This is a genomic window from Pseudonocardia nantongensis (assembly GCF_046546495.1).
Taxonomy (GTDB): Bacteria; Actinomycetota; Actinomycetes; order Mycobacteriales; family Pseudonocardiaceae; genus Pseudonocardia; species Pseudonocardia nantongensis.
The window spans coordinates 92,027-104,995 of record NZ_JBKGXT010000014.1 but is presented as its reverse complement, the minus strand read 5'-3'; the positions used below and the strand labels follow the sequence as shown (position 1 = coordinate 104,995).

At 70.0% G+C, this 12,969-nt stretch carries 12 protein-coding genes; 1 reads left to right on the top strand and 11 read right to left on the bottom strand.

Annotation, left to right across the window (positions count from 1 at the left end; genetic code table 11):
- Nucleotides 1-158: 158 nt before the first annotated feature.
- On the top strand, nucleotides 159-560 hold the full coding sequence (locus ACLFMI_RS16640; protein WP_410948771.1) for a hypothetical protein: 402 nt from the start codon (nucleotides 159-161) through the stop codon (nucleotides 558-560).
- Between the two features lie 491 nt (nucleotides 561-1,051).
- Here ACLFMI_RS16640 and ACLFMI_RS16635 read toward each other — a convergent pair whose 3' ends face one another.
- The 11 genes from ACLFMI_RS16635 to ACLFMI_RS16585 are packed head-to-tail and all read right to left on the bottom strand — an operon-like array spanning nucleotide 1,052 to nucleotide 12,582.
- Nucleotides 1,052-1,864, bottom strand: a complete 813-nt coding sequence (locus tag ACLFMI_RS16635; RefSeq protein WP_410948770.1) for a maleate cis-trans isomerase family protein — start codon at nucleotides 1,862-1,864, stop codon at nucleotides 1,052-1,054.
- Nucleotides 1,864-4,314: a xanthine dehydrogenase family protein molybdopterin-binding subunit gene (locus tag ACLFMI_RS16630; protein ID WP_410948769.1), complete on the bottom strand. Its 2,451-nt coding sequence runs from the start codon at nucleotides 4,312-4,314 to the stop codon at nucleotides 1,864-1,866. Before ACLFMI_RS16630 ends, ACLFMI_RS16635 begins: the two co-directional genes overlap by 1 nt.
- Nucleotides 4,311-4,868 (bottom strand): (2Fe-2S)-binding protein, encoded by a 558-nt coding sequence (locus ACLFMI_RS16625; RefSeq protein ID WP_410948768.1) that lies wholly within the window; start codon nucleotides 4,866-4,868, stop codon nucleotides 4,311-4,313. The genes ACLFMI_RS16630 and ACLFMI_RS16625 overlap by 4 nt, the downstream gene beginning before the upstream one ends.
- Nucleotides 4,865-5,911 (bottom strand): M29 family metallopeptidase, encoded by a 1,047-nt coding sequence (locus tag ACLFMI_RS16620; protein WP_410948767.1) that lies wholly within the window; start codon nucleotides 5,909-5,911, stop codon nucleotides 4,865-4,867. Before ACLFMI_RS16620 ends, ACLFMI_RS16625 begins: the two co-directional genes overlap by 4 nt.
- A 6-nt stretch (nucleotides 5,912-5,917) precedes the next feature.
- Nucleotides 5,918-6,754 (bottom strand): alpha/beta fold hydrolase, encoded by an 837-nt coding sequence (locus ACLFMI_RS16615; protein WP_410948766.1) that lies wholly within the window; start codon nucleotides 6,752-6,754, stop codon nucleotides 5,918-5,920.
- Nucleotides 6,751-7,368, bottom strand: a complete 618-nt coding sequence (locus tag ACLFMI_RS16610; protein WP_410948765.1) for a hypothetical protein — start codon at nucleotides 7,366-7,368, stop codon at nucleotides 6,751-6,753. The genes ACLFMI_RS16615 and ACLFMI_RS16610 overlap by 4 nt, the downstream gene beginning before the upstream one ends.
- A complete protein-coding gene (locus ACLFMI_RS16605) occupies nucleotides 7,365-8,000 on the bottom strand; it encodes a CoxG family protein (protein ID WP_410948764.1) in 636 nt (211 codons plus the stop codon). Before ACLFMI_RS16605 ends, ACLFMI_RS16610 begins: the two co-directional genes overlap by 4 nt.
- A gap of 43 nt (nucleotides 8,001-8,043) precedes the next feature.
- The gene (locus ACLFMI_RS16600; protein WP_410948763.1) at nucleotides 8,044-8,904 is read right to left on the bottom strand and encodes an FAD binding domain-containing protein; all 861 of its coding nucleotides are present in this window, start codon (nucleotides 8,902-8,904) and stop codon (nucleotides 8,044-8,046) included.
- Complete coding sequence (locus ACLFMI_RS16595; protein WP_410948762.1) at nucleotides 8,901-9,995, bottom strand: PEP/pyruvate-binding domain-containing protein; 1,095 nt, start codon at nucleotides 9,993-9,995, stop codon at nucleotides 8,901-8,903. The genes ACLFMI_RS16600 and ACLFMI_RS16595 overlap by 4 nt, the downstream gene beginning before the upstream one ends.
- Complete coding sequence (locus tag ACLFMI_RS16590; protein WP_410948761.1) at nucleotides 9,992-11,875, bottom strand: PEP-utilizing enzyme; 1,884 nt, start codon at nucleotides 11,873-11,875, stop codon at nucleotides 9,992-9,994. The genes ACLFMI_RS16595 and ACLFMI_RS16590 overlap by 4 nt, the downstream gene beginning before the upstream one ends.
- Nucleotides 11,872-12,582, bottom strand: a complete 711-nt coding sequence (locus ACLFMI_RS16585) for an isochorismatase family protein (protein WP_410948760.1) — start codon at nucleotides 12,580-12,582, stop codon at nucleotides 11,872-11,874. Before ACLFMI_RS16585 ends, ACLFMI_RS16590 begins: the two co-directional genes overlap by 4 nt.
- Nucleotides 12,583-12,969: the final 387 nt, after the last annotated feature.

Sequence of the window (12,969 nt, the reverse complement as noted above, 5' to 3'; positions counted from 1 at the left end):
CCCCCTCGCGTCGGATCGAGGTCGCGGTGGTGTCACTCCCGTCCTTCGGCGCCATGGCCTAACGAGGCCGAGTGCGCGGGGTAGTGGTCCAGCTCATCGCGGACCTGCGCGGCGAGAGAACTCCGGACGACGATACTGGGGAACATCGCTGCCGCCGAGTGGCCGTACTGGGCGGGGCATTCCGGCGGACCACGTCTGACCAGGACGGCACCGACCTGCGCATCCTCGCAACCATCGGGCTGGTGTGCGGCTACGTAGCACTCTTCGTCCTGAACCTGATCGCCGCGCTCATCATCTTCACATCCGAAGTCTTCGGTCAGTACGCCGGACCTGAGCACGGACTCGGGGACTACGTCACCGTCGTCCTGTTGGCGATCGCCGCCGCAACCGTCGCGGGCGCCATCGGCTCGGGCTTCGAGAGCGAAGAGTCGGTCCGCGAGGCCACGTACAGCTACCGCGAACGCGAGCGCCGCGAAGCCCTGCGCCGTTCACGAGCAGCCGAGACGGACGAGGGCCGCGACGGCCCAGAGGCGGCCCAAGGCGCAGCATCAGCGCCCTGACCTGCAGGTCCCGATGAATCCGGCTTACACGCCAACTCGCCCGCCCCGCACCCTCCAGCCTCGGCCGATCGGTCCGGTAGTGCTGCTGACCTGCGGAATTACGTCGTCGGGTGTTCTTGCCTCTGCCCGACCTCTGACGGCCTGTAGACGGCCTGAGCCGGTTGCTTGGTGCTTGCTCTGAGAACGTGTTGTCCGGGTCGGCCGGCCCTGCGCGGTCGATCCCGAAGAAGGAACGCCGAGCCGGCTCCAGGCCACCGACGTGCGCGGCGGCAACCGCGCGCTGAGCGACGTAGAGGACGGCCACGTCGTCACCGGCGAGCGAGTAGAGGCTCCGCGTGCCGTCGCGGCGGGTTTGCAGAACCCGAGGTCGCCCGGAGACCACAATCAGGTCGACGTAGTCGAGTAGGCCGGGCGGGTGCCGGCGTGCTGCCGGCCCGGCCGATAGCACCCCCAACACCCTCACCGTGCACCCCCGCGCCTGCCCGTCGAAGTCAGGGCATCCGCGTCCCGGCGCAGGCGGCCGGACCCGATGCGAGCAGTCGCCCGGCTCCCGCGATAGCGGGCGTGTGACCGAGGCGGGTCAGTACCTCGTAGGCCGTTGCCGTTGCCGCAGTGATGACCGGCAGTCCGAGTTCGTCCTCCACTCGTTGCACCGCGGGCAACGACGGCATCTGGACGCAGGCGGAGAGGACGATCGCGTCGGCGTCGTCCTGTCGCAGGGCCCGGGCGATCTCGGGCAGCTGCTCGGGATCGAGTCGGCCGACCGCGAGATTGTCGGGTACCTCGAGGGCGACGGCGTCGAGGACCTCGATTCCCTCGCCCTCGATGTACTCCTTCACCATGCGGGTCAACGGCGCCATGTACGGGGTGACGATCGCAACCCGCGACCAGCCGAAGGCGCGGAGCGTGCGAACGAGTGCACCCGCGCTGCTGACCACCTCGGCGGGATGGCCGTTCTGCCGTGCTGCGTCGGCGATGACCTGTTCAGACTCTTTGTGGGCGCCGGGGCCTTGCGCCATGACCGCGACCAGGCAGGCGTAGGCGATCACGTCGACGGCGGCGTCGGACACCGCGGTCGCGCACTCGCCGGCGCGGCGCACCATGGCCTGGAGCTCGTCGGGGGTGACCTGCTTCATCGCGGCCCGGCCGGAGTGGAAGGTGTATCGGTGCCCGGTGGCCTCGGTCTGCCGGCGGAACAGCTCTGGGAGCTCGGTCTCCATGGTGGTGTTGGAGCTGGGCACGATCAGCCCGATGCGCGACAGCGCCGCGGGAGCGGTCGACGTGCCGGTGGGGTGGTCGGTCATCAGTACTCGATTCCTCCGTCGGGAAGGCCCGAGGGCGTTGGTGTGAGCTCGATGCCGCGGGACGCCGTCTGGCCGGCGAGCGCGTTCCAGACCGCCTCGGGCGTGATCGGCAAGGCGCTGAGTTCGACCCCGAAGTCGGCGAGGGCATCGCAGACCGCATTGGCGACGGCTGCTCCGGGTGGGATGGTCCCCACCTCACCGACGCCGCGGACGCCAAAGGGCGTGACCGGTGAGGGCACCGTGGTGTGGCGGAGCTCCACCCGGGGAAGATCGGCGGCGGTCGGGACGAAGTAGTCCATCATGGACCCGTTGACGAGCTGACCGCTGTCGGCGTCGTAGCGCAGCTCCTCGGCCAGCGCCGCTCCGAATCCCTGAGCCAGCCCACCGCGGACCTGGCCGTCGACGACCGTGGGATTCACGATCGTCCCACCGTCGTGGACCACGACGAACCGCTCGATGTCGAACTCGCCGGTCTGCGCGTCCACGGCGACCTGCGCCGCGGCGGTACCGAACGAGTAGGCCGCGTCCGACGGCTCGAAGTGCGCGGTCGCCTCCAGCCCGGGCTCCTCCTCAGGAGGCATCCCCTGGCCGGTGATCGCGGTCGTGTAGACGGTCGCCAGCGGGACCGCTCGGGAGTGGTCGGTCCGGACCCGGACCGCGGCGCCGATGATCTCGACGTCGTCGACCGACGCGTCGAGGCGCCAGGCCGCGATCCGTCGTGTCTTGGCGGCGAGCTGCTCGGCCGCCGCCCGCAGGGCGCCCGAGGCGGCGATCATGGTCCGGGAGGCGAAGGCACCGGTGTTGAGGGGCGACGTGGCGGTGTCCCCGGCGTGGACCCGAACCGCCTCGTAGTCGGTCCCGAACACATCGGCTACGACCTGCGCGAAGGCGGTCTCGCCGCTCTGCCCCATCGTGGACACACCGGTGTAGACGTCGATCCCACCGGACCGGTTGGCGCGCAGCGTGACGCTCTCGTGGGCGCCGAACATCGAGCCCCGACGAGCGAGGAACCGCGCGCTCGCATACCCGGTGCGCTCCACGAACGACGAGAACCCGATTCCGACGAGCCGGCCGTCCGCCCGCGGTACCCGGCCGCGAGCGCGGTGCCCGGCCCAGTCCACGGCGTCTGCCGCCATGCGCAGGCACCGCTCGTAGTCGCCGCTGTCGTAGACCGCACCCGTCGGATTGCGCCAGGGCATGTCCTGCGAGGTCACCATGTTACGGGCCCGAAGCTCGACCGGATCGAGGTTCAGACGGCGCGCGAGCTGGTCCATCAACCGCTCGTAGGCGAAGTTCACCTCTGGCTGGCCGTACCCGCGGTACGCTCCGATTGGCGTCTTGTTCGTCAGCGTCACGCGGCGTTCGGTGTAGCCGTCGTCGACCTTGTAGGGGCCGTTGAACACGACGCTCGAGAGCTGGGCGGAGCCGAAGGGCGAGTTCCAGCCGCCGATATCGGTGGCGTAGACGTTCGTCATCGCGAGGATGCGGCCGGTCGCGTCCGCGGCGATGCGGTAGTCGTGCACGGATTCGCGGGCGTGCGTGCTCCCGCGGAAGTGTTCGCCACGGTCCTCGGACCATTTCACCGGTCGCCGGAGTGCGATGGCGTGCAGGCAGGCCAAAACGTCCTCTGGGAAGACGCCCAGCTTCAGCCCGAACCCGCCGCCGACGTCCGACGCGACGGCACGGATCCCGCTCTCGCCGAGCCGGAGGATTTCGGCGAGCTGCTTGCGGATCAGATGGGGGACCTGCGACGAGCAGTGAACGGTGAGCTCACGAGCCCCGGGACGCCACTCGGCGACCACTCCCCGGGTCTCCATCGGGAGCGCGGTCACCCGGTTGATCCGGAAGCGGCCCTCCACGACGACGTCGGCCTGGGCGAACCGGGAGTCCGGGTCGCCGCTGCCGTCGGAGTTGGCGGCCAGGAGATTGGAGTCCAGGACCGAGGGATGCACCACCGGCGCGTCGGGTTCGAGGGCGGCAAGGACGTCCACGACGTGCGGCAGGGGTTCGTAGGTGATGTCGAGGAGTTCGAGCGCGTCCTCGGCGACGTGCCGGCTGTTCGCGACGACGCTGACGACCGGTTGCCCCTCGTGTGTGGCGACGTCCTGGGCGAGCGCGTAGTACGGCAACCTCGGCGCGCCCGGTACCGGTCGGAGGACGGTCAACGGCTCGGTGCACCGCCGGACGTCCGCCGGCGTCAGGACGTGCTCGACGCCGGCGAGCGCCGCCGCGGCGCTCGTGTCGACGTGCACGACCCGTGCGTGCGGGTAGGGGCAGCGGGCCACGGCCATGTACAGCACCCGTGCCGGCTCGACGTCGTCGGTGAAGCGGCCGTCACCGCGGAGCAGGCGGTCGTCCTCCTTGCGGAGCTGCGAGGTGCCGATGATTCGGCGCCGACCGCTCGTGTCGCCACGCTCGGCGCCGATTGAGGGTTCTTCCAGAATGGTCATGTCAGCCCTGGGTCGCAGTGGTCTCGGTGGCCGGCCGGGAGGGGATCCGCCGGGCTTCCCTGCGGGTTCTCCATGAACCAGCGCTCGATGGCAGCCACGATGTTGTCGTAGCCGGTGCACCGGCACAGGACTCCGGCGATCTCCTCGCGAATCCCGTCCGGACCCGGCCGGCAGCTCTGGTGGGCGAGCGCGGTCGCGGTCATCAGGAAGCCCGGGGAGCAGAAGCCGCACTGCAGAGCGTGTTCCTCTTTGAAGGCCTGCTGCAGGGTGTTGAGCTCGTCCCCCTCCGCGAGCGATTCGACGGTCCGGACGTCGCGGCCGTCGACCTGGCACGCCAACATCAGGCACGACTTGACTGCCTCACCGTCGACGATCACGGTGCACATCCCACAGGCGCCCTGCTCACAGCCGATGTGTGTCCCGGTGAGACCGAGGTGCAGACGCAGGAAGTCAGCGAGGTGCAGCCGCGCGGGAACGTTCGCCCGCACGACACGTCCGTTGATCGTGGTGACCGTCTCTACGAGCAGCTCTTCGGGTGCCTCGAGGCCGCTCACCGTCGGTTCACCGGGCGCATCTCGGGCACGGTCAGCTCACCGGCGTCGACGATCAGCTCGTCGTCGAGGTACAGGCTGTTGCCGCGCATCGGGATGTCGAAGTGACACGCGGTGTCGTTCGGGCCACCCAGCTCGTTGTTCGGGCCGATCGAGAACATCACGTTGCCGTAGAAGGAGCGCAGCTCCATCCCCATCCCGCCACCGAACTGGGTCAGCCCGTGCCAGTGCGCCCGCTCGTCCAGGCCCCAGCCGACATGGGACATGCCGTAGCCGCGCGGGTCGTCGAAGCTCTTGATGTAGGAGGCGAGCAGGTCCGCATCCAGGCCGGACGAGCCCTTGCCGCCGCGGATGTCGCGGATGAACCCGGCCTCGATGGTGATCTCCACCGGGGTCTGGACGTAGGTGTTGAACGGCAGCAACACGTCACCCGGCGCGAGGACGATCTTGCCGTCGACGCCGTCGTCGGAACCGCCGGTGAACACGAACGCCGCCGGCCAGTGATCCCACCGGCCCGGGGTGTCGGTGTAGCCGTACTCCGACATGGTCGGGTACATGCCCAGCTTGTAGGTCACATCCGTGCCGTGCGGGCTGGTGATCCGCATCGACGAGGCCTTGGCCAGCAGCTCCGCGCCGGTCTCCACCCGCTCCCGCAGCTCGGTCGTGGGCATCAACCGGGCCAGCAGCTCCGGCGGCTCCACCGCGGTCAGGATCCGGGTACCGGCATCCTGGATCGCGAACTGCTCCGGGGAGAATAGCAGGAACGTGCAGTCCACCACCATGTCCGCGGCCTTGAGCGCATCCACGGCGAGGGGGATCCGGCCCAGCCCGGAGTCGCCGACCGCCCACGCACCACCCGCGCTCGCCGGCGACGGCAACCGCATGTGGTATCCGGTCGCGCCCAGCTTCTGGATCGCCCACAGGAACGCGTCCGCGTACTCGCCGCGCTCCCCACCCCGGGTCAGCACCACGACGGTCTCGCCCTCGTGCACCCCGGACAGCGTCAGCTGCTGCAGGCAGATGTCGTTGAACAGGTTCTGGTCCATGGCTGGTTACTCCTTGGGTTCGAGGTAGGACAACAGATGCGGGCGAAGGACATTGAGGAAGCCGGCCAGGTCGTCCCACGGCACCATGTGCCCGGTATCGGCGACGCTCAGCATCGGGATGTCCGGGCGGGCCCGGTGCAGCTCGTCGGCCGTGTCGGCCGGCACGACCGGGCTGTCGGCCCCGCGCACGAGGAGCACCTCCCCGCGCAGAGCGGTCCAGTAGTCGACGAAGTCCTCGGTCTCGAAGCCTTCGTGGGTCTCGACGACGGCGGTCTCGTCGCAGGTGGCGAGGAAGCGGGCGCGCAGCTCCAGCTCGCGCTGCGGCCAGCGCGGGTAGAACGCGCGCACGCCGTCGGCGTCGGTTCCGGCCTGGGCCTGCCGGAGCTGGTCGAGGAACGCCTGCCGCGTCGTGGGATAGGGACGGCGGCCGGGGCCGGAGGTCGGCGGGTCGACCAGCACCAGAGGCCCGTGGTCGTCGGGGGCGTGGCGGGCCGCGTAGGCCGCGGCGATCCGGGCACCCATCGAGTGGCCCACGATCACTGGATTATGCAGGTCGAGCGCCTCCACGAGCCCGGCAACGTCGGCGGCGTAGTCGACCAGGCGGTGACATCCCGACGGGGCCCGGTCGCTTTCCCCGCGTCCTCGCACGTCCGGCACCGTCACCCGGTAACCCGGTTCGGCCAGCCGGACGGCGAGGAAGTCCGCACAGGCCGCCGGAGTCGTGATGCCCGGGAGGAGGAGCAGCGGACGATCGCCTTCCCGCCCGTAGCGCAGCACCCGGTGCCGGAGGCCGTTCGCCCACACCGTGCTGCTCGCTCCCGCGAGTTCGGCCGATGTGGTCATCGTTGCGGTACCTCCGTCTCCGACTCCGTCGGGAGCTGGTCGAGGGCCCACGCCAGGAGCGGGGCCGCGTACTGGGCGGCAGCGGGGGTTCGCACGCGGTCGGTCATGTAGCGCAGCTTGCGCTCGGCCTGCGACCGCGAGCAGACGCCGGAGCGGACCCAGTCGCACGTCAGGCCCGCGAGGGTCTCGAGGAACGACAACGAGTCCGCCGCCTGGACCTCGTCGGCGCCGTCGATGCCGCCGACCTCGTGCAGCCCGACCAGACGCCGGATCTCGGCCCGGTCGACGGTGGCGGCCACCGGGCCCAGGTTCCCGAGCCACACCGTGACGACCTCGGCCGATCGCAGCATGTGCGGGAAGAGGTAGTCCGGGTCGTCCCAGCGCCCGTCGGCGTGCCGGAGGACCGGCCCACCCGGGAACATCCGCTCGATGTCGTGGGTCAGCGCCGCGATCCGCATCTCGGCCGTCGCCGCGGGCGCGAGGTGCACGAGCCAGTCCCGCGCCCGCACCAGGTGCTCGGCCTGCTCGTACGCTGCGATCCACTCGGTGGCGAGCGCCTCGACCTCGCCGTGTGCCTCCACGAGCGGTGCCGTCCAGGGCATCGATGCGCTCATCGCGCGCGCCGATTCTGCCAGACGGCGACCGCGCCGAGGGCCGCCGATACGGCACTCAACACGACGGAAGCGACCGTCCAGTGGTCGGGCCCGCGGCGGGTGGGAAGCGCCGGTGCGGTCGAGGTGGATGCACGGTCGGTGAAGGCCGCTGTGCCGATCGAGGGGCGCGAAGTCGGCGCCGGGACGCCGCCGAGAGCGCTCTCGAGGTTCCGGGAGAACGTGGTGGTGACCTTCCCCACTTGCTTGGCGACGACCTTCTGTCCCACGCTGCCCAAGGCGCCCGCGAGGACCACATCGCCGTCGACCGAGACGGTCGTCCGGTCCGGCCCTGCGGCCTCGACCTGCACGGTGACGGTGGCTCGGACGTTGCCTATGGCCCCACGGACGGATTTTCCGGTCGCGGTGAAGGCGATGAGCTTCTCCGGCACCCGCTCGACGATCTTCACCGCCGCTGCGAAGGTGGCCGACATGGGGCCGACGCTCTGAGTGATCCGGACGTCGATGTCGTCGGGCCCGGTCAGCACCAGGTCCTCGACGCCGGGCACACAGCCAGCCACCTTCTCGGGGTGCTCGAAGAACGCCCACACCGAGGTCAGCGGCTGCGCGACCTCGAATTCCTCACGGAGTTGCATGATCTCTCTTCCACCCGCGGACGCTGCCACGGGCACGTCGGGGTCACGGACGCGGGGCCCGCAGATCGGTCAGCGCGCGGCGGAGGTGGACCGGCAGCAGGTGGCGCCGGTAGGCCGCGGACGCACGCACATCGGAGGGCGGATCGATGACCTCCGCGGCGGCCGCGGCCGCCGCGTCGAGGTCGGCGTCGGTCAGGCGCGAGCCCTCGAGTCCGTTCGCCGCCGCGGTGGCGAGCACGGGGCTGTCCGCCACGCCGCCGAGGGCGATGCGGACGTGGCGCCAGAGGCCCTCGGCATCCCGGTCGCCCGTGACCACCACACTGACGACCGCGAAGTCGTTGTGCTTGCGGCAGTACTGGCGGAACGCGAAGTGCTGCGGGTGCCCCGGGAAGTCGACCGCGACCAGCAGCTCGTCCGGTTCGAGCACCGTGGCGTACGAGCCCGTGTACAGCTCCGCGACGGGGATACGGCGCACGCCGTCCGGCCCGACCACGACGACGGTCGCGTCGAGCACGAGGCAGGCCAGGGGCATCTCGCCGGTCGGGTCGCCGTGCACAAGGGATCCGCCGATGGTGCCCCGGTTGCGGACCTGCCGGTCGCCGATGTGGGTCACGATCCGCGAGAGCAGCGGCAGCCGCTCGGTCACGAGTGGCGAGCGCTCGAGGATCGAGTACCGGACCAGTGCGCCGATCTCGGTGCGCTCACCGTGGACGCGCAGGTCGTCGAGCTCGTCGATCTCGTTGATGTCGACGAGCGCGTCGGGCCGCCAGAGCCGCATGTTGAGCATGGGGACCAGGCTCTGGCCACCGGCGAGCACGCGGGCGCCGCCGGCGTGCTCGCGCAGGTGTGTGACGGCCTCGGTGACGGTGTTCGGCCGGTGGTAGGCGAAGCGCGCGGGTTTCACGACGGACGCTTCGCCGCGGCGACACCCGTGCCGGAGAACCTGGCCAACACGTGCCCGACCGCTGACTTCGGCGCCGCCACGAGTTGCTCGGCCCGGCGCTGCGCCCAGACCGTCTCCGGGCGCACCTGCAGGACGAACACCTCGCCGGCCTCGGAGACCGCCCACTCGATGTCCTGTGGGGCGCTGCGGTGGTGCTCGATCCGCTTGGCCAGCTTGGCCAGTGCGTCGATCTCTTCGTCGGTCAGGCAGGGTCGCTGGTGCCGGTCCTCGGGCACGGGGACGAGACCGACCACGCCCGTGGCGGGATCGACGCCGTACGCGGACTCCTGCGGTGTCAGTTCGCGTCGGACGACCTCGAAGGTCACCTTGTCGACGACGAAGCGGCTCGGCGTGACGCCGCCGCCGACCACCCCCTCGCCCAGGCCCCAGCACCCCTCGACGACGACTTTCGAGCGGTCGCCGGTCACCGGGTCCAGGGTGAACATGACGCCGGCGGAGCGCGCCTCCACCATCCGCTGCACGCCGACGCAAATGCCGTGGTCGGCGAGCACCGCGTCCGCGGTGGCCTCCGGCTTGTAGGTCAGCACGGCCGGGCCGAACATGCCCGCCCAGCACCGGCGGACGTGTGTCAGGACGTCGTCGACGCCACGGATCCACAGGAAGGTGTCGTACTGCCCGGCGAAGCTGGCCCCGGCCAGGTCCTCGGACTCCCCGCTCGACCGGACGGCGACCGGCAGGTCGGCGCTCCCGGTCTCCTGCTCGAGTCGGGCGTAGGAGGAGCGGATGGCGTCCTCGAGGGCCGGCGGCACGGCCGCGCCCTCGATCTCAGCCGAGAACTCCGCGCTCAGCTGTTGGACGCGGGCCAGGTCGGCATCACGCGCCTCGGCCCGCACCGTGCGGGCAGCGTCTGCCAGCCCGGACTCGGCGAGGAAGTAGCGATAGGCAGAGGTGGTGACGCCGAACCCGGGCGGGACGGCAAACCCGGCCGCGGTCATCTCGGCGAGGCTGCCGAACTTCCCGCCGAGCAGCGGGCTGGCGACGGCCGCGGGGTCGTCGATCCGGAGAACGAAGGGGGTCTCCGTCGTGGTCATGCGGTCACGTCCTCAAGCACGCGGACGACGCCGTTGCCGCCGTCGACCTCGATGAGCTGTCCGGTCCTGATGGTGGTGGTGGCGAAGCCCGTGCCGACGACGGCCGGGAGGCCGTACTCACGGCACACGATGGCGGTGTGCGCCATGATGCCGCCGACGTCGGACACGGCGGCCGAGAGCCGGGAGAAGACCGGCGCCCAGCTCGGCGCGGTGATCCGGCAGACGAGGATGTCCCCGTCCTCGACCTCGTGGAGCTGTTCGGGGTCGAGGATTACCCGGGCCTTGCCGGTCACCTTCCCTGCAGAGGCGGCCACGCCGTTGAGCCGGTTCGGGTCCTGACCCTCGGAGCCGAGCCACTCCTGCACCGACTCCTGGTTGATTCCCCAGAGCATCACCGTCAGGGGTTCGGTGATGTACTCCGGCGGCACACCGAGCGCGGGCTGCGGCGGGTTCGCCTTGAGCACGTCGCGGATGCGCTGTCGGCGCTCGACCTCCGGCCGCCAGTACGTGACGCCCCGTGCCTGGGTCCCGGTCGCCCACCCGATGTTGAGGTCGTAAAGCGCCGAGTAGATCTCGTTGCGGTGCAGGTAGAAGATGTCCTCGCGGTCGTCGAGGAAGTCGTGCGCGACGAACACGTCGCCCAGCTCGCGCACCTTCGACCAGAATATCGAGTGGTGCCAGTGCTCGACGTAGAAGTTGTGGTTCTCGACGAACGGGAAGACCTTGCGCGCGAGCTCGACGAGCCCGTCGAACGACTCCCGGTCGGCATCGGTAGGAAGGTAGGTGCGGTACTCGTCGGTGACCCGGACCCGTTCAGCGAGGATGGCCTCGAGCGGGCGCTCGATCTCATAGCCGTCGAGCAGGGTCTTGATGTAGCCGCGCAGGGCGGTGAACGGCAGTCGCAGGTCGTCGATCCACGCGCGGTCGCTGTGCTGGTATCCGGCTCCGGTGGAAAACCAGAACCACGGGTCCTTGGCCTGCTCGAAAGCCTCGATCCAGCGGCCGCCGACCGGCTGGGCGGCGACCGCGGCGATGGCGGCATCCGGGTCCTCGTGGGTGAGCAGCTGCTCGGTCAGCCCGAGGTCGACGGCGAGCCTGGCCAGCGCGCGGATCTCGTCGTCGGGCCGGAACAGCATGATGTCGATGCCCGAAACCATGCTCGCGATCGTCTGGTCGGTGATCCCCGGGAAGGCGGCCTGACAGTACTCGCGGAACGTCAGGTAGGCGCCGTAGCCGAGATTGAGCATCTCGAAGTGGTAGGAGCCCATCTCGAACAGGTTGTGGATGAGCTCGCTGTAGCTGGTGAGCAGATCATAGGTGGAGTACAGCCCGCGATGGGAGAAGATCGCGGACTCCGGCTCCTTGTCCGGCAGCGGCGCGAAGCTGATCTGCTTCAATCGTTCGATGCAGTCGGTCGCCTTGGCCACCCACTGCTCGTAGATCTCGTCCCAGTTCTCGTAATAGTGTCCCGCCCGCACCTCGAAATCCCCCGCCCGAGCGGCGATCTCGTCGGCGTCGAACACAGCGTTCGGGCTGATGTAGAGGTAGCCGTTGATGATGCGCTGGTCGATCCCGCCGGCCAGCGGGATGGGCCACACCCGGGTGGACATCTGGCTGACCGCGACCCACCAGTTCTCGGTCATGATCGTGTCGAACGGGTAGAGCGGCTCGGGATTGTGCATCCCGTCGAAGAACCAGAACTTGCCGTCCTCGAACTCCGCGCGCTCCGTGCTGAGCAGCGCGTAGTACGGGTACATGCTTTCCCAGCCCTCGGCGCCGGGGGGCGTCGTCACCGCGAACGGGCTGGCGAATCGCTTCCCGGGAACCGTCTGAGCGGGCTCACCCGGCACAGGTGTCGAATCAGGGCTCGTGATGGTCATGCAGGGACCTCTGACTTGGGCTCGGTGGCGGGCGGGCGTGCGGTCTCGGGGCCGAGGAGCGTTTCGGCCGCGCCGACCGGTCGGGCGAGGTAGTCGATGACCTCTTCGAGGTCCACGACGTCGCCGTACTTCTCGTCGATGTCGAACAGACTCGCAGCGTGGGGACCTGGAGCCCGGTCGGCGACGCACTCCTGCGGGACCAGGCTCGGAAAGCCGTACTGGACCGCGTCGACCACGGTCGCGCGGACGCATCCACTCGTCGTGGCACCGGCAACGACGACCGTGTCGACGCCCTTCGAGACCAGGTACGTCGCCAGCCCCGTTCCGAAGAAGGCCGACGCACCGGTCTTGACGACGATGTGCTCGTCAGGCCGCGCTTCGAGACGGTCGTCGATCTCCACGAGCCGGCTTCCCGCCGTCAGCGCAGCCATACCCTTGGCCTTGCGCAGCCAGGTGAGCCCGCCGACCTGCCCCGGGTCGTAGGCGATGGTCGTAAACACGACGGGCACGTCCGCGGACCGCGCAGCGGCGAGCAGGCGCCCCGTCGCGAGCACGGGCCCGGTCATGTCCGCGCCCGTCGGGTAGGCGGGGTCGGTGAAGCCGTAGCTGAAGTCGACCACCACCACCGCGGGCCGGGCCCCCCGTGCCAGGGAATGGCCGAAACCTGCGCGATCGTACACATCGACCGTGTTGGGCTCGTCGTCCACCGATACTCCTCTCACGTCGTCGTGATCCGGCGTCAGCGGAATGTATAGCAGGCGACGGCATACGTGTATACCACCTGCCATCCACCGACCGTGTCGATCGCCGGCAGTGCGCCTCACGGGTGGCATGGGAGGAAGGCCGTCGGCGGCGAGTGCTGCCGGACAACCGCACTGAGGTCGTGGCACCCGCGTCCTCGCACCAACGACGGCAAGCGCCCTTCGGCCGTGCGGAGACCGTGTACCGCTGCGGTGTGCCGTAGGGGGCTTGACCAGCAAGCCGGCTCCGGCTGACCAGGAACCGCACGCTCGCCTTCTGTCACGTCGTCGAATGTTGCGATGCTGACCGGCGGCGTCTCGTGCGGCGCGCGTCCGCCGGTGTCCTCGCCCGGC